Here is a 17,666-nt window from a genome sequence, read left to right on the forward strand (position 1 = left end):
TTAATTAATTTTTGTTGGTATAAAGTATCTTCATAATTTTATTTCTATCTTCAGCCGCTAGGTAGAAGTTATATTTATCATATATTTTAAATTGGTTTGTGTCAAAGTTTTTAGTTGAAATAGCCTTAGAAAATTTAGAAAGATTTTTTGAGGATTCACTTGATAATACAAAATCTATAAATTTTTTTGCTATTTTCTTATGCTTAGAATTCTTTATCAAGGCTATAGAATCTACATTCCATCCTGCATTTTCTGGAACTATGCTAATAATATTATCTGAAGATTTATTTTCTATAAGTTGATCACTTAAAAAATTAACAGTTAATAAGTACTCTCCAGAGGCAACTCTTTGAATTGAATTAAACCCACTTATAGTTGAGGAAGCAACATTATTGTTAAGTTTTTTTATGAAATCCTCAAATTTAGTGCTTCCTAATTCTTGATAAAGGGATGCCATTAAAGTGTATCCTGTACCAGAAGTTTGAGGGTTAGGAAGTATTATTTTATTTTTAAATTTTGGATTTAGTAAATCCTCAATTTTAGTAGGATAAGGAACAGAATTTCCAAAATTTTTTTTCCATAGTGATTCATTTATACCTATTGCAAGAGGAGTTATTTGAAAACCAGTCCAATATCCGTTTAAATCTTTATATTTTGTAGGAATATTATTAGATGACGGTGAGTTATAATATTCTAAGGCATTATTTTTCTTAAGAATTTCATAAGCATCACAGCTTCCACCTATAAAAATATCTCCTTGAGGATTATCCTTTGTATCTAATATTCTTTGTACTGCTTCTTCTGTTGGAAGTTTTATGTATTCATAGGTGCAATCATACTCACTTTTAAACTTCTCAAGAAGGTATTTTCCTTCCTCTTCCCTTAAGGAGCCATAAACAACTATATGGTTCATATTTGAAGTACTTAGAGCTTTTTCCTTTTTTAAAATATGTAAATGTGCTAGTAAAAAAATAATAATAATTATGAATAGTAAGGTAATTTTTTTATTTAAAAATTTCTTCATTTAAATTCCCCTTTAAATAAATAGTTTTACCATTTTCATCACCTAGATATTGTATAATTACGTAGTCTTTATAAACATCTATATAAAAAGTGTTATTAGATATATCACCTTCTTTAGCATATCTGTATAGAGTTAAATGGTACTTTGGAAGTTCGCTTAAATCAGTTTTTAAGAAATCCTTATTATCATTCATAATTCTTAATGTTTTAAAGTCTTCTAATAAAAATTCCTTAGAATCATTTGGAAGACTTTTGACAACACCATCTTTTTTATAGGTGATTAAGTTATCAGGGCTTGATAATATAGACTCAAAGTTGCTAACTGTATAGAAGGCATCCTTCAAATCATTTCTTAGCATATTTATTAAATAGGAGTTGTTTGAGAAACTTTCTCCATTTAATTTTAATGTATTTGATATTTCAAAGGGTGTTTTTTCACCATTCAAATAAAAAATTTCACCTGATATAGATAATGTATTTTTCAAAGGAAGCGTATTTTCATTATTTGAATTAGTTACACATATTTTATTAAAATATTGAAGTAATTCATTAAGTTCAAATTTATTTGAAATTATGGCAGTGCCTAAATATGGGTTTGAAATTGTTATTTTGTCAGGTATTTTAATATTTAAATCAACTTTATTTTCTTTAGAGCTTTTAACTATAGTCAAAGAATTATATATATCATTAGAATAATAAATATATGTAGCAAGTATGATTATTATAAAAAATAAGTAAATAACAAGAGTATTTTTAAAATTCTTACTCATTAGGATCGGTAGCCTCCTTATTCTTATTTTTTTTACGAATAAAGAAGGAAAGTGTAACTTTAGTTCCTACATCTAGTTCACTTTCTATATTGAAGCCATAACTTTGGCTTTGCATTATATCTTTACAAATCTTTATTCCAAGTCCATTACCTTTAGGATTTATGTACTCATCCTTAATTAAGAAGCCTGTTCCATCATCTTCTATAATGACATCTATTTTATTAGTAGATTTAGTAGTAAAGATTTTGAGAATTTCACACCCACTATATTTTATGGAATTATCTATTATATTTATAAAGACTTGCTTAGTTTTATCATAATCTCCATATATAAAGAATGATTCATAATTTCTCTCAACTTTAATATCGTAATTATCAAGTTTTATTTTTAAGATTTTTAAACAGTCATCTATTAGAGATTTAACATCAATATATGTATACTCAATTTCAAAAGTATCTTTATTACTTTTAGCAAGTAAAAGTATTTCTTCAACTAAGTTTAAAAGTCTCTTACCTTCTTTTTCTATAAGAGAGGAGCTTTGAATAATTTTTTCTTTATCATTTAATTTTGGAATGATTTCTGAAAAGCCAATTATTGCAGTTAATGGTGTTTTAAATTCATGAGATACATTATCAAAAAATTTCTTTTGATGTAGTTTAGCAGATTTTATTTCATTTATGTATTTATCAAGATTTTCACTCATTATGTTAAAGGTATTTGCTAAATCTTCAACTTCATCACCACTTGTTATGTGAAGTTCTTCCTTAAAGTTACCTTCAGAAATATTTTTAGATTTTTGTTTTAAAATAACTAAAGGGCTAACCAATTCTTTAGCAAAGGTATTTATTAAAAATATTGCAATCACTATTGCAAGTAATCCGCTAATAATAAATATTGTCAATGTATTTCTTAATATCTCATAAGCTTCTGTGTTTATTAAAATCAATCTTATGGCACCATATTCTTTTCCTTTATAAAATATTGGACTAGAAAGAAATATGGTAGGAGTATTATCTATTTTTTCTACTATATAGGATGTTTGTCCTTTTAAAGCTTCATTTATATCAGAATCAAATAAAGATACTTCATCTGATGATGAATCATATATTATTTGAGCTGAATTACTTATTATTTGAATTCTCACATTATATTTTTCACTAAGTGTCGAAGCTATGAATGGTGCATTATCTCTAATAATATCTTCTTTATTTTCAGAATCATTTGATGAAAATAAATTAAGTATGTAAGATTCCGTTGTTCTACTTTTATCAAGCAGGTATTCTATTGAATTGTTTATTAAGTTTTTATTCAAAGCATTATAAGTTATTATGAATATAAAAATTATTATAGGTGTTAATATCAATAAGTTAGTTAAAATGATTTTTTGTTTTAAATTTAATTTTAATTTCATTTTATTATTCTTCATCTAACTTATAACCAGCCTTATATAAGGTTTTTATATAGTTTTGACATGGACCTAATTTTTTTCTAAGTCTTTGAATTAGGATATCTACAGCTCTAGTTGTTCCTTCAAAGTCATATCCCCAAACTTTGTTTAGTAGTTCTTCTCTAGAAAAAACTCTATTCTTATTTTGACAAAGGCATCTTAAAACCTCGAATTCTTTAAATGTTAAATTTATGTATTCGGAATTAATAAGGACTTTTCTTTCATCTAATAATAGAGTAAGATCTCCAACTATTAAATCCTTTACTTTCTTCTCACAAGAGCGTGAAATATGTTTGCTAACTATATTTATTCTTAACATTAATTCAGTGCTATTAAAGGGTTTAGTTATATAATCTTCAGCACCTAGTTGAAGACCTAAAAGTTTATCGTTTATATCACTTTTAGCTGTTAACATAATTATGGGTATATCATCTATATTTTTTATTTTTGGTATTAGATTAAAGCCACTTATATCTGGTAACATAGCATCTAGAATTATTATGTCGGGCCTTTCTTTTATTACTAATTCTAATGCATCCAAGGCATTTTCAGCTGTTATAGGAATGTGACCTTCTATTTCTAAGTTCATTTTGATAAGTTGTAATATGCTCACTTCATCATCTACAACTAAAATTTTCATAAATGTTGATCCCCCTTTGTTAGAATATAGCGGCAATTTTAATTTTAGCATAAAATTTACTTCTTAATTGTACTATTTTAATTTTCTTTAATAAAAAGAAAGTAAATTTAATTTAATAAGAATATATATTATTGTTGACTCTTTATAGTTAAAAACTAAAGAAGGTAATAAGTTAATAGCAGGAATAAATAAATTGTTGTTTGACAAGATTAATTGAAACAAAAATTTAAAAATATTGAAAAAATTAGAATTCAAAACTATAATTGGAAGTAATGCATATTTAAAAATTAGGGAGGGATTTATAGTGTTATCTTACGAATTTTTATTTGACTTGGCACTTATTCTTATTAGTACTAAGCTTTTGGGGCTAGTAACTAAACGGGTTAGGATGCCTCAAGTTGTTGGGGCTTTGCTTGCTGGTGTTATTTTAGGACCAGCAGTTTTAAATGTTTTATCAGAAACAGAATTTATACAACAACTTGCAGAGCTAGGGGTAATAGTTCTAATGTTTACCGCAGGATTAGAAACTGATATTAATCAATTAAAGAAAACAGGTAAAGCATCATTTATAATAGCTGTACTTGGAGTAATAATCCCACTTATAGGTGGATTTTTTATTGCGAGTATATTTAATAAGGGAGCTGATTCTAACATTGTTCTACAAAATGTCTTTATTGGAATAATATTAACAGCCACTTCAGTTAGTATTACAGTAGAAACATTAAAAGAGATGGGAAAATTAAGTACAAGAGCAGGAAATGCGATACTAGGAGCTGCTATAATTGATGATATTTTAGGTATTGTGGCTTTAACCTTAACAACAAGTTTAGCAGATCCATCAATTAATGTATTATTAGTTTTAGGTAAAATAGTAATGTTCTTTATATTTGCAGGATTATTAGGATACTTATTCCATTGGGCATTCATAAAACTAGATGAAAGATATCAAAGAGATTTAAGAAGATTTGTAATTATAGCCTTTGTATTTTGTTTATTATTGTCTTTCATAGCAGAGGAATTCTTTGGAGTAGCAGATATAACTGGAGCATTTATAGCAGGGTTAGTAATATCTGATTCAAATAGAACGAAATATCTAAATTCTAGATTCGAAACATTATCATACATGTTATTATCACCTATATTCTTTGCTAGTATAGGGATAAAGGTAGAGTTAACAACTATGACTAAATCCATTTTTATATTTGCGATATTATTACTTTTGATAGCTATAATTAGTAAGATAATAGGATGTGGTCTAGGAGCTAAGTTATGCCACTATAGTAATAGTGAAGCTATTCAAATAGGAATAGGAATGGTGTCTAGGGGAGAGGTAGCTCTTATAATTGCAAATAAGGGAATTGCAATGGGGTTAATGTTACCAGAATTTTTAGCACCAGTAGTAATCGTTGTTGTTGTTACGACAATAGTAACACCTATTTTATTAAAGATAGCCTTTAATGTTAAATCTAAAAATGCAAGTGTTAATGTGTAGAGTTTAAAAGTAATTAAAAAAAAACGATTATTATTAAAATATTTTAAGTTTAGCTACTAAAAAATAGAAAAAATAATTTTTTTTTATAATTATAGTAAAAATATTAATAACTAGTGATTGGAATCCTTTTAAAGAATAGAGCTTAGTATTAGTATAATTAATAAATAATTATATAAATACTAAGGCTTGAGTGCAGAGGAATTCTACATTGAAACTATAGTATTTGTATTTATCTTAGGAGGTAATACAAATGAGTAAAGAAGTAATAGATATTGAAGTAGAAGAATTTATACCATTTAATGATGCAGCAGATATGAAAGAATTTAGAAAATTTCTTAGACAATATGGAATAGAAGATGCCTTAGAAGATACTACATTAGAGTACACTAAGAAAAAATTAGAAATGCTAGTTGCTCTAGGTGAAGAGGGAGAAGATCTTGAGCTTGCTAAACACAAAAATATTTTAAAAAGATTATTAAATAATTTAAAAGATAAAAAAGAAAAAAGAGAAGCTATGAAAGCTTTATTAGAAGTTTTTAGAGAATATGAAGATTTACTAGATGAAGATTGTGGAAAATTAATTGATGCCAAAGAATTAGATAAGAAAATAAAAGAAGCTTTAAAGGAATATAAAAAATACGAACACTTTAAAGCTCATGAAGAACAAATAGCTCAAAAATGGATTAGAGAATTAAATAAGGAAGCTATAGAATATAAAAAAGAATATAAAGAATTAAAAAAAGACATTAGAAGAGATTTAAAAAGATTAGAAAAATAGAAATTAAGCTATATAAAAACAACTCAGTAAAACTTATAAATATATTCCGAGAATTACTGGATTTCACTAAGAATTTATAGCAATTACTCCGAAGAATTTGCTGAAGCTTCGAAACTCCCGTTGGTCAAACAGTCTCAGCTTCTTAACGCAAATTCTTCTACGTAATAGCTTAAATTCTAAAGTTCATCCAGATATTCTCTTCATATTATTTATAAGTTTTATTATTTAAAGTTTTGATATAGTTATTTTTATTTTAAAATAAATATTGGACTCAAATAAAAAAAAGGTTCTGTTTTACAGAACCTTTTTTGTGGTTGCGGGAGCAGGACTTGAACCTACGACCTTCGGGTTATGAGCCCGACGAGCTACCAGCTGCTCCATCCCGCGTCATTAAATTGTATTTACTACTCTTTAACTATACGTTAACATATCAATAAAGTCAAGTAATTTAAATATTTATTTTAAATTATATAAAGGCTTAGAACTTTTACTTTTGTGATATATAATAAATATATGGGACGTATATAGTTTTAATTTGTAGTTCAGGAGGAGAAATGTTTACCAAAGGTTTTGACGAAGCATATAGTAGGGCTTTAGAACTTCAAGAATTATTTTCTAGTGAAAAAGAAAAATATTATGAAGAATTAAAAAATGAAAACAGAGATATAAAGCATTTAGTTAACAAAATAAACGAAGAAAAAATATATATATTAGAAACACTAGTACCTAAATATGCTAAAAATATGAGTATTTTAGAAAGAAAAGCTATAAAAGCTACTTTAGGAGAAGAAGTCAGTAGTGAATATGTAATAAATGATTATGATATACGACCTATTAAAGAACTTTTAATGATAGATTGTAATGAAAAATCTATTATAAAGAATATAAAGAGTCCTTTCATTAAGGTCTTTAAGATAAACAAAATAAATAAAAATTTAGATGAAGAAATGATGGAAATACAAGCTGCAAGAGATGAAATGAAGAAAATTTTAGAACATGCAAAAGAGGATAAAAATAAATTAATAGGAATTTACAAGTTACTATGTGCTGCTACTAATTTAGGTGAGGCCATAGAGCAAAGATTTAGAGATTTCATTCCTATGATACAGAGCAGTAGGCTTATATATGGAGATACCAATATAGAAAAGAGAAGTTATAGAATAGGAAATGTTCTAAGGTGTTATGAAGGAATAACAGTATTCTTAGTAAAGGTATGTGAAACTAGATACAGGAATACAGATGGAAAAAAGGTTAAATATATAAAAGAGTCCTTAATTGATGAACATCTAGAAGAGTTGAATTTTTGGAAAGAAAACTTTAATGAAATATAAATTTGTGTATAAAAAATAGTTTATATTTACAAAAAATATATAAAATTACCCAAGTAATCCATGTTAAAATGTAATAAAGTGTAAGTTTGATTTTGATTTGTAAGTTTATAAACAAGCACTTAATAGGGTATAAAGGGTGAAGAAAAATGGCTATATTAGTAACAGGAGGGCTTGGTTATATAGGAAGCCATACGTGTGTTGAATTAATAAATGAAGGACATAAGGTTGTAGTTGTAGACAACCTATCAAACAGTAAGGAATTAGTTAAAGATAGAATAAAAGAAATCACAGGAAGTGATATAATATTTTATAAAATGGATTTGCTTGATAATGATGGGTTAAAGAAAGTATTTTCGGAAAATGATATAGATTCAGTAATTCATTTTGCAGCATTAAAAGCCGTTGGAGAATCTACGGTAATACCATTAGAGTATTATAAAAATAATTTAGTTAGCACATTAGTTTTATTAGAAACTATGAAAAAATATAATGTTAAAAAATTGGTGTTTAGTTCGTCAGCTACTGTTTATGGAGATTGTAAGACTGTTCCGTGTCATGAGGAATGTCCGTTATCAGTTACTAACCCATATGGAAGAACTAAACTTATGATAGAAGAAATTTTAGGTGACTTATATAAATCGGATAATACTTGGGATATATGCATTTTAAGATATTTTAATCCTGTAGGTGCACACAAAAGTGGACTAATAGGTGAAGAGCCAAATGGAATTCCAAATAATTTAATGCCATATATAACTAAGGTTGCTATTGGAGAACTTAAAGAACTAAGTGTTTTTGGAAATGACTATGATACACATGATGGTACTGGAGTTAGGGATTATATTCATGTAGTTGATCTAGCAATTGGACATATTAAGGCATTAGAAAAATTAAAAACAAATCCTGGTCTTGTTATTTATAACTTAGGAACAGGAAGAGGTTATAGTGTTTTAGATTTACTAAATTCCTTTTCAAAGATAAGTGGAAGAGAAATTGCATATAAGATAATAGAAAGAAGACCTGGTGATGTGGCAGAATGTTATGCTGATCCAAGTAAAGCCAACAATGAGTTAGGGTGGCGAGCTAATTATGAAATAGAGGAAATGTGTGAGGATTCTTGGAGATGGCAAACTAAAAGTTCTCAAGTATATAATTATTAGTACTATAAAATTGATTAATATGGCTATTTTTGTCGTTTAAGACAATATTAAAGTAAATTTATTCAATAAATTAATAAAAATTTTTAAAGAATGAAGAAAAATATGTAGATTTTATTGAATTTTTAACCAGAATGTGATACTGTCTACATATAGTAAATACTTATAGCGTGTTAGTATTTATTTTGGAATTGGTTGAAGAAAAATTTCTTCAGCCTTTATTTTTTATATAGATAATTTAAAATTTCGAATATCCTATTTAATAGGGTATTTTTTTATTTGGCTTTGTTTAGGTGAGTGTTAATTTTTAGCTAGCCCTTCAGACATACTTAATTTCGCAAAGTATTGCTATTATCTACTCCAGAATAATGTAATACTAAGTGCTCATTAAGATGGTCTTACAGTTCTATCTAAAAATCAACACTGGTTTAAAACAGAGCCTTTTACTTATTTAAATTAGGATTAATTTTATTATGGAAAGTCATTATAAAAATACTTTTACCATCATATATTTCATATAAAGATTAATAATTTTAGGAGGAGTATTTTTATAATGGAGATTATAAGAAATATCTTACAATCATTTTTAACTCAAAATATTTTGGGATATGTTGGTGTTGGATTAATTTTAATAGTTATATCTTTAGGGGTTATTTATAACATAAGAGTTAAAGGTAAATATGAAAGACTTTTAAATGATTTTCAAGAAAGTGAATGGGTAAATGTGCCAAATAAAGATAATCAAAAAGAACTTAAATTCTTTAATAGTGAATTGAAGTCAATGGCAGATGAATTTAGAAAGAGTGCAACTAAGGGAACTAATAATATAAATACAGAGGTTATAATTCAAAAAAATATAGATAGAAAAATATTAAAAGAAGAAAGCATTGCTAATATATTACCAGCTATTTCAATAGCTCTAGGTCTTATAGGAACTTTTTTAGGGCTGACAATTGCTATTATGGCTACAACCGGAATTTTATCTAATGGAACTCAAAGTATGGTTGACTTTTCAAGAAGTATGAATACGCCTTTAGCTAGTATGTCTAGTGCTTTTTGGACTAGTATTATAGGGGTTATAGGTTCGGTTGTATTAAACTGTCTAAATATTAATCTAAAGAGAGCTAAAGAAGATTTTTATGATGTTTTTGAAGATTACTTAGATAACATACTTTTTTCTATTTATATGAAATCAGAGAAAGATATGATTTCTGATTTTATGAATGGCGTTTTAGGAGAGTTTTCAGTAAAGTTGTATGACTTATTTAATAGTGGAATAAATAATCTAGTTCAAGGAATAAATAGAAATACATTAGATATGACAAATACTTTTAATGGAATGAATAAGCATATGAAAGACTTAGATAATATTGTGGCTGACTTTAGAATATCTGTAATGGGAATAAAAACACCTATAAAGAGTTTTGGAGAAAATTTAGAAAAGTTTAGTAGAATAAGTACAGAATTTTGCAATTCTGTAAGTAGTACAAATAACAAATTTTCTAATAAGGCTATTAAACTTGAAGAAAGCTTTAACGATCTATCTAAGTCTATAAATGATAACAAGAGGGAAATAAGTAAACTTTGTATGAGATTAGAAGTTCAAAGTAATGAGGTTAGGAGAGGATACAATACTTTTAATGATGCATTTAAAGTTATAAAGGAAGAACAAAATAAGAATAATCAAGTTGTATCTAATCAAATTTCAAGATTAAATGAAGGATATAAAGAGTTTGAGAGAGGAATGAATAAGTTCTCAGATAATGTTTCAAATATGAAAAATGAAGTAGCAAATGGAATATATTATGCTCTTCAAAGAGAAACACAAGAACTTTCATCTAGTATAGTTGATAAATTAAATGTTCCTTTAAGAGATATAAGCTTAGCTACTGAAGAACTAAGTAGAAGTACAAATAGAAAAAGGGAGATGGGAAAAGTAAGCTCAGAGTGGCAAAAAGATGGTAAAGAGATCGGTAGGTGTTAAGAATGAAGGTTAGGAGAAGAAAATATAAAACTGAACAAGAAGTTCCTTCTTATTGGCCTTCCTTTGTTGATATAATGACCACTGTTACCTTAGTTTTTTTCTTCATATTAATTACTTCTATTGGGGTTTCTAGTATTTTTGTAGATAATATAGCTGTTGAAAGAGAAACAATTTATGATAAAGTTCAAGGGGAATTAAACCAGTATGATGTTGATGAGGAAGTAATGAATTTTAGCAGAGAAGAAGGTAAAATTGATATAAAAACGGAAACATTTTTTGATAGTGATAGTGCTGTTTTAAAGGAAGATGGAAAGAAATTAGCAGCTGAGCTAGGAGATATATTTTACAAGCTTTTATCTAATGAAGATATAAAAGATAAAATAGAATATATAGAGATTGTAGGACATACAGATTTTGCGGGAGGAACAATCCATGGAAGAAAGTTATCTACTGAAAGAGCAATTAGCTTTTTAAATGAAATGATGCCTGAAGATAGTAAACTTGAAAATCTTCATGGGGAGAAATTTAAAGCATCAGGGATGTCAGAGTTCGAAAATTATTCTTCTAAAGAGGAAAGAGATAGAGGATATAATGAATATGACTTAGAAGAAACCAAGAAAGATAGACGTATAGAAGTTCGTATGGTATTTAGTAATGAAGATTTAGAAGAGGCAATAAGAGATAGAAATGAGTAAAAGAAAGCTAATTTTATAGCAAAAAAATGTAGTTATAATTATAGATAGATAAAAAATAAAGCATTATATAGTTTTTATACAAAACTATATAATGCTTTTTGTATAAGTAATTATAAATTTATTTATCAGGCTGGATATCTTTATCAATTTTAACAACAAGATTTAATTTTGTAGAATTTATATATTCCATAAATTCATCACTATTTAATGGCTTAGAAAAATAATATCCTTGAACAACATCAAATCCTAATCCACTAAATAATTTGAAATCTTCATAGGTCTCTACACCTTCTATAACTGAAGTAACATTTAGTTTTTTAGCTAATATAGATATGGTTTCAATAACGGCTATTTTATTAGGTGTTCTTGCATTAATAACAAATTCTCTAGGAATTTTTAATTCATCAAAATATAAATTTGATATTTGGCTAAGAGAAGAATAGCCTGTTCCAAAATCATCTATTGAAATACAAATTCCATTTTCCCTAAGTAGATTTATATAGGCTATTGTTTTAGTATTATTATTTAATGAAACATTTTCTAAAATTTCAGCTGTTATTAAATTTCGTGGAATATCATACTCTCTATAAATATGTAATATATCGCAAATTTTATCGTAAGATTTTAATGTGTTTAAAGAAAGATTAACACTACACTTCAGTTTAATATTTTGTTTTATTAGACTTCTTTGAAATTCACAAGCTTTTTTAAATACATACAAATCAAGAGATGATATTTCTCCTAAATTTTCTGCAATAGGAACAAATTTAGTAGGAGATATATATCCTAAAGTATCATGTTTCCATCTTAGCAAAGTTTCAAAACCAACAACTTTTAAGGTTTTTACAGAGATTTTAGGTTGAAAGACTAAATGAAATTTATCAGATAAAAGATCATCTTTAAAATCCTTCTTTAGTATGTTTGTATGCTCTAAATCTGTTTTAAGATTATCATCATACATAAGTATGGCATTGTTAGGCACTTTAAGTTTTTTTGCTCTCATTAAGGCATAATCTGTTTCTTGAATTAATAAGTCTAAATTAATATTAGATTCATTTAGTGAATAACCAATATTAAAGTTGATATGTATAACATCCGCATTATGTTTTACATTTATATCTTCAAAGTTATGAAGGAATTTTAAAATAGAATCAACTTGATCAATTCTGGACATTAGAGCGAAATCATTTCCACCATATCTACAATATAGGATATCTTTTCCTAATAAAGACTTAAGTTCTTTAAGTTTGTTAGAAACTTCAACTAGAACTTTATCTCCAGCAATATGACCGAAAATATTGTTTATATCCTTAAAACTTTTTATATCTATAAAAAATAGAGCATAGTTATTATGCTTAGACTCAAGTTGCTTTAAAAAATAGTTTCTACTATACATATTAGTTAAAAAATCAATTTCATTTGCTTTTTTAACGCTTTCAATTAACTTTAAATTATCTCTTCTTAAGAGTATATCTCTAGATAATAATAAAATCATAATAAGTAGTAATATGATTAGACTTTCAAGGCCATTTAAATCTTCATTTATTATTGATGATGAAACTATATATATTGCAGCAAAGGTTACAGGGAAAATACCTATGGTAGCACTTATCCATGAATTATTTATATTAGTATAAGAATCATCTATTAAGGCTATATTAAAGTTATTTTCTTTTTCAACTGTTGAGTAGTAGATGCTGAGCATTAATAGTATTGAGCAAAAGAAATCTATACCTACCCCTTGATATATATAATGATAATAAAAAATTTTATTATTAAAATATGAGATTATATAATAATTAAGATTTGAAATATAAAAGTATATAAGCAAGAGGAAACTACTTTTTTTATCACTTCTTAAATAGATTGTTTTTACAAAAATTAAGATTATAAGAAATCCTTCTAAAAAAATAAGCAAGCTAGTTAAGTTCAACAAAAATAAACTATGAATTGAATCATCTAAAAAATAAGTAGATGATAGAAAGTAATTAGAGTTTTCATAAATAATAAATGCAAAGGGTATAAAAGTAAAAAATGAATCTCTAATTATGTAGTACTTTAAAATATTATATTTAAACATATCTTTTATAAGAATATAAATCATTAAAAGTAAAATTACTGATAATATAACTAACTTTATATTTTTTAGTAAAATAATTTCGCGAATTGGAATTTTTAAAATATCTGATAGATTAACAATTAAGGTTATTAAAATTTGAACACTCTGAATGAATATAAAACATAATTTTATTGTGTTAAGAAGGCTTTTAGAGCGTCTATATTTAAAAGAAAAAAATACTCCAATTACGCATTGAAAAACCCAAAATGCAAATGCAATTGCCCACAACAAGTAATCAGGCAATATTGGTGATTTAGAAAATACAGAAAATAATGTGATTACCAGCACTAAGAAACTTAAAGTTATTTGAACTTTAAAAAAAAGTTTTATTTTATATATAGGGTTTTCCGACATAGAAACCTCCAAGGACTCATCAAACTATATTTTTAAATTATTAATTAATCTTATTAAATAATTCATTAACATTTTATTAATAGAAATAATTTATGTCAAATAAGGAAAGTTTAAATAAAAGTGAAAATATAATTATAATCAATAGCATACTAAGTTTTATAAATAAATTAAGCTTACCAATGAATATTATTAAAGTTACTGAAATAAAGTTATGGTATACAGATATATTACTTATTTAATAAGGGTAGGAGGGTATGTATGATCGATTATTTTAAAGAGTTAAATGTTGAGATAGATGCCTCTGACAATGAAGTAAAAAATGCTTATTTCAATATGACTAAAAAGTATCCACCAGAGAAGTTCCCAGATAAATATAGAATTATAAGAGATGCTTATGAAACTTTAATAGATAAATCAAAAAGAGATGTATATATTTTAGAAGTATTTGATTTTGAAGTTAAAAAAATTCTTAATGAAGGAATTGATTTAGCTAAAGATAAAAAATATGATTTAGCAGTTTTAAATTTTGAAAAAGTTTTGCAGAAGTACCCAGATAACAGAAAGGTCAAAAAGGATTTAGCATTGTGTTTGATGAAGGGGAAAAATTACAATAAAAGTTCTAAAATTTTAAAAGAATTAGTGATAAGAGAACCTAATAATATAGAATACTATAAACTTTTAATAAATGCTTATATAGAAAGTTATGATCTGAAAAATTTAGAATGTGTTTTGAAAAAGAGTTTGAAACTAAAAAATGCAGAGGTAGATTTTTATTTAAAGCTATTTGAAATTTACAATGACAGTGAATTAAGAGATTATACCAAGGCTATTAAAATTTTAAAGGATGGATTAGAAAATAAAAATATAGACTCTCAAAAATATAAGTTATATTTAAAGCTTATAGATGTGTCTGATAGACTAGATTGTAAAAATGATTTTAATGAGACATGTTCTTTGTTAAGTGAGGTTTCTTTAAAAGATAATTATGATGAGGTTAAAACATCAATATTAAATTTATTATATAGAATATTAAAAGAATTTCACTTTAAAAATGGTATAAAGCTTACAGCAACAGCTCTAGTCTTAGTTGATGAAGAGAAAGATATCAAAACATTAACTGAGATAATGAATTTAAGAAAATTATTTTTAGATTTATATAAACTTTCAGAAGATAAAGAAATAAACAATGAATTTAAGAAGATTATTTATTATAAGGTTATAGATGAATTCTTGGTTGATGATTTTAAATTTAGTGAAGAATTTGAAAGATTAAATAGTGAATTCTTTAATAATTTTAACTTTGAAAATAATGAATTAATAAAATCTATAGGTAAGTTAAAGGAAGAGCATAGAAATGTATATTTAGGAACTAGAAAAATTTGCAATGATGCTTTAGGCATATATAGTAAAATACAAAAAACAAGAAGAAAAATTGAGGTGCCGAGAGAGCCTTATTCTAAAAGAAAAGAAGTTAGTAATTTTAAAAATCTATTTAGAAAAGTAATAAATAGTTTTAAGGATAAATAGAATAAGGGGGTACTGATTTGAATTATGAAGAGGAATTAAGAAGTATTTGTGAAGAAAAAAGACATAAGGGTTTATTCATAGAAGATAAAGGATTAAAAGAGATAAAAAATTCCATAAAAAAAATAGCAATACAAAATGAAAATATAAATCAGGATTATATTGAAGAAATTTATAGAATAGCTAATAGTATTGAAGGAATTACAAGCTATATAAACCAAAAGAGTGAAGAGGAAGAGTTAAGGAGTAAAAGGATAAATAAAGAGTTAGAAATAAGGGAGAAAAGATTTGTTAAGAGTTTAATTAATATCATAGACAACATAAAATATATTTACGATTTTAGTTTGAAATCTAATAATGATATGTTGGTTGAAGCTATGAATAGTTTATTCAACATAGTAAAAAAAATAATGATAAATGTGGATATTCTTATTATTGATGGAAAAGAAACTTTTTTTGATGAAAGCTTACACGAATGTGTCAGCACTATTTGGGATAACAATAGAGAAGACTATGAGATAACAGAAGTTTTAAAATTAGGATACATATATAAGGGAAAAGTTGAGAGGGTAGCTCAAGTAGTAGTAGTTAAAAATAAGGAGGATATATAATGGGAAAAATAATAGGAATTGATTTAGGGACAACCACTTCAGAAATAGCTTATGTTAAGGATGGTAAGCCATGTATTATAAGAAATATTGAAGAGGGCGATGAACATGTTATTCCATCAGTAGTATCCATAGAGGGAGATGAAATAAAAGTTGGTAAGAAAGCTAAGAATCAACTTTTATTAAAACCAGAGTTAACAGTTTCAGAAGTAAAAAGAATTATGGGAACAGATGAAATTATAAGAATTCAAGATAAAGAATATAGACCAGAAGAGATTTCAGCTTTAATTTTAAAAAAGTTGAAAGAAGTAGCTGAATACTTTTTAGGGGAAGAGGTAGAAGAAGCTGTTATCACTGTTCCTGCTAACTTTAACGATATTCAAAGAAAAGCAACTAAAAATGCAGGGGAAATAGCTGGATTTAAGGTGGAAAGAATAATAAATGAACCTACTGCAGCAGCTATGGCTTATGGAGTAGATAATATAGATAAAAACGGAAATATATTAGTTTATGATTTTGGTGGTGGAACTTTTGATGTAACCATATTAGAAATGTTTGATGGAGTTTTAGACGTTAAGGTAAGCAGAGGTAATAATTACCTAGGTGGAAAGGATATTGATAATAAGTTAATAGACTATGTAGTAAGCGAATTTGAAAAATCAACGGGAATTAGGTTAGACGCATCAGATAGTAGAACTCTAGCTAGGCTTAAAGAGGGAGTTGAGGAAGCTAAAAAGACTTTATCAAGTTCTAAGATGGCAGAGATAGTATTACCTTATATTGGAGCTGACAAGGACAATAATCCAATAAATTTAGAAATGGTATTAACTAGAGAAGAGTTTGAAAATAATGTTAAGGATATAATAGATTCCACTGAAGATATAGTAAATGAAGCCTTAGAAGATGCTAATATCACAGATTCTGAGATAGACATAGTTTTACTAGTTGGTGGTTCAAGTAGAATACCATATGTAAGAAATATGCTTGAAAAAAGATTTAAAGGAAAAATAGCAAGAGGGGTAAACCCAGATGAAGCAGTAGCTTTGGGAGCATCAGTACAAGCTGCTATAAAGAATGATATTCCAGTTGGGGATTCAGGAACAATAATAGTTACAGACACTTGTAATTATACCTTAGGAGTAGCACTAAAGGGTGGGATATTTGATCCTATAATTGATAGGGACTCAAAATTACCTTCAAATGTAACAAAAAGATATTGTACAGTTATGGACAATCAAACAGAGGTATTGGTAAGTGTCTATGAGGGAGAAAGTAGATATGTTAGTGATAATACATTAATAGATGAGTTTATATTATCAGGAATTCCTAAAGCCGAGACTGGAAAGGAAAAGATTGATATAACTTTTGAGTATGATTTAAATGGTATTTTAAATGTTTCAGCGGAAATTCTTTCTACTGGAGATGAAATTTCAAAGATAATGTCTACAAAAGGCCTTTCAAGAGAAGAAGTTGAAGATCTTAAAAAAGTAGTTTCTAACAATGATAATAAGTCAGACTTAGTTCCTTGGAGAGCAGATAACTTATTTAGATTAGTAGAACCTAATTTTAGATTAGCAGAGAGAAAGATTCCAATGTTACCGAGCGCAGATAGAGAAAAACTTCAAGAGATTATGAGTGAGATGAAAGAAGCTATAATAGATAATGATAAAATGGCACTTATGAAATTAGATGAAGAGCTTACAGATTTCTTGTTTGATTTTGTTAATTAAAATTAGGAGCATTT

General features: G+C 26.4%; 14 protein-coding genes and 1 tRNA gene. 9 read left to right on the forward strand and 6 right to left on the reverse strand.

Annotated elements, in window-relative coordinates; translation table 11 throughout:
* Positions 1-4 precede the first annotated feature (4 nt).
* From AC2JAQ_RS00810 to AC2JAQ_RS00825, 4 genes are read right to left on the reverse strand one after another with little or no spacing between them, the layout of a single operon-like run.
* Positions 5-1,024, reverse strand: coding sequence for an ABC transporter substrate-binding protein (locus AC2JAQ_RS00810; protein ID WP_488457444.1), 1,020 nt, complete (start codon positions 1,022-1,024; stop codon positions 5-7).
* Complete coding sequence (locus AC2JAQ_RS00815) at positions 1,005-1,793, reverse strand: DUF3919 family protein (RefSeq protein ID WP_488457445.1); 789 nt, start codon at positions 1,791-1,793, stop codon at positions 1,005-1,007. Before AC2JAQ_RS00815 ends, AC2JAQ_RS00810 begins: the two co-directional genes overlap by 20 nt.
* The gene (locus AC2JAQ_RS00820; RefSeq protein WP_488457446.1) at positions 1,786-3,219 is read right to left on the reverse strand and encodes a sensor histidine kinase; all 1,434 of its coding nucleotides are present in this window, start codon (positions 3,217-3,219) and stop codon (positions 1,786-1,788) included. The genes AC2JAQ_RS00815 and AC2JAQ_RS00820 overlap by 8 nt, the downstream gene beginning before the upstream one ends.
* Entirely contained in the window at positions 3,209-3,880 is a 672-nt protein-coding gene (locus tag AC2JAQ_RS00825; protein ID WP_488457447.1) for a response regulator transcription factor, read from the reverse strand. Before AC2JAQ_RS00825 ends, AC2JAQ_RS00820 begins: the two co-directional genes overlap by 11 nt.
* Positions 3,881-4,184: 304 nt before the next feature.
* On the opposite strand from AC2JAQ_RS00825, the gene AC2JAQ_RS00830 reads away from it, so the two are divergent.
* Together AC2JAQ_RS00830 and AC2JAQ_RS00835 are read left to right on the forward strand one after the other, a co-directional pair.
* Positions 4,185-5,372 (forward strand): cation:proton antiporter, encoded by a 1,188-nt coding sequence (locus AC2JAQ_RS00830; protein WP_488457448.1) that lies wholly within the window; start codon positions 4,185-4,187, stop codon positions 5,370-5,372.
* A gap of 250 nt (positions 5,373-5,622) precedes the next feature.
* Positions 5,623-6,150, forward strand: coding sequence for a hypothetical protein (locus tag AC2JAQ_RS00835; protein ID WP_488457449.1), 528 nt, complete (start codon positions 5,623-5,625; stop codon positions 6,148-6,150).
* A gap of 311 nt (positions 6,151-6,461) precedes the next feature.
* Here AC2JAQ_RS00835 and AC2JAQ_RS00840 read toward each other — a convergent pair.
* Positions 6,462-6,537, reverse strand: a tRNA-Met gene (locus AC2JAQ_RS00840).
* A 167-nt stretch (positions 6,538-6,704) separates the two neighbouring features.
* Here AC2JAQ_RS00840 and AC2JAQ_RS00845 point away from each other — a divergent pair.
* The 4 genes from AC2JAQ_RS00845 to AC2JAQ_RS00860 all read left to right on the forward strand — a co-directional run bounded on the left by AC2JAQ_RS00845 (position 6,705) and on the right by AC2JAQ_RS00860 (position 11,317).
* Positions 6,705-7,481 (forward strand): hypothetical protein, encoded by a 777-nt coding sequence (locus AC2JAQ_RS00845; protein WP_488457450.1) that lies wholly within the window; start codon positions 6,705-6,707, stop codon positions 7,479-7,481.
* Between the two features lie 146 nt (positions 7,482-7,627).
* On the forward strand, positions 7,628-8,641 hold the full coding sequence (gene galE, locus AC2JAQ_RS00850; protein ID WP_488457451.1) for a UDP-glucose 4-epimerase GalE: 1,014 nt from the start codon (positions 7,628-7,630) through the stop codon (positions 8,639-8,641).
* A gap of 550 nt (positions 8,642-9,191) precedes the next feature.
* Complete coding sequence (locus tag AC2JAQ_RS00855; RefSeq protein WP_488457452.1) at positions 9,192-10,622, forward strand: hypothetical protein; 1,431 nt, start codon at positions 9,192-9,194, stop codon at positions 10,620-10,622.
* A 2-nt stretch (positions 10,623-10,624) separates the two neighbouring features.
* Entirely contained in the window at positions 10,625-11,317 is a 693-nt protein-coding gene (locus AC2JAQ_RS00860; protein WP_488457453.1) for an OmpA/MotB family protein, read from the forward strand.
* Between the two features lie 118 nt (positions 11,318-11,435).
* Here the strand turns inward: AC2JAQ_RS00860 and AC2JAQ_RS00865 are convergent, their stop codons facing one another.
* Positions 11,436-13,022 (reverse strand): putative bifunctional diguanylate cyclase/phosphodiesterase, encoded by a 1,587-nt coding sequence (locus AC2JAQ_RS00865; RefSeq protein ID WP_488457454.1) that lies wholly within the window; start codon positions 13,020-13,022, stop codon positions 11,436-11,438.
* 1,026 nt (positions 13,023-14,048) lie between these two features.
* Between AC2JAQ_RS00865 and AC2JAQ_RS00870 the strand changes: the two genes are divergently transcribed.
* Genes AC2JAQ_RS00870 through AC2JAQ_RS00880 form a run of 3 tightly spaced genes read left to right on the forward strand, consistent with a single transcriptional unit; the run spans position 14,049 to position 17,652 of the window.
* Positions 14,049-15,317 carry a tetratricopeptide repeat protein gene (locus AC2JAQ_RS00870; protein ID WP_488457455.1) on the forward strand — a complete coding sequence of 423 codons (1,269 nt, stop codon included), beginning with the start codon at positions 14,049-14,051 and terminating at the stop codon, positions 15,315-15,317.
* A gap of 17 nt (positions 15,318-15,334) precedes the next feature.
* Positions 15,335-15,925, forward strand: a complete 591-nt coding sequence (gene grpE, locus AC2JAQ_RS00875; RefSeq protein WP_488457456.1) for a nucleotide exchange factor GrpE — start codon at positions 15,335-15,337, stop codon at positions 15,923-15,925.
* A complete protein-coding gene (locus tag AC2JAQ_RS00880) occupies positions 15,925-17,652 on the forward strand; it encodes an Hsp70 family protein (protein ID WP_488457457.1) in 1,728 nt (575 codons plus the stop codon). Before grpE ends, AC2JAQ_RS00880 begins: the two co-directional genes overlap by 1 nt.
* Positions 17,653-17,666: the final 14 nt, after the last annotated feature.

Source organism: Clostridium sp. LIBA-8553 (assembly GCF_057782465.1).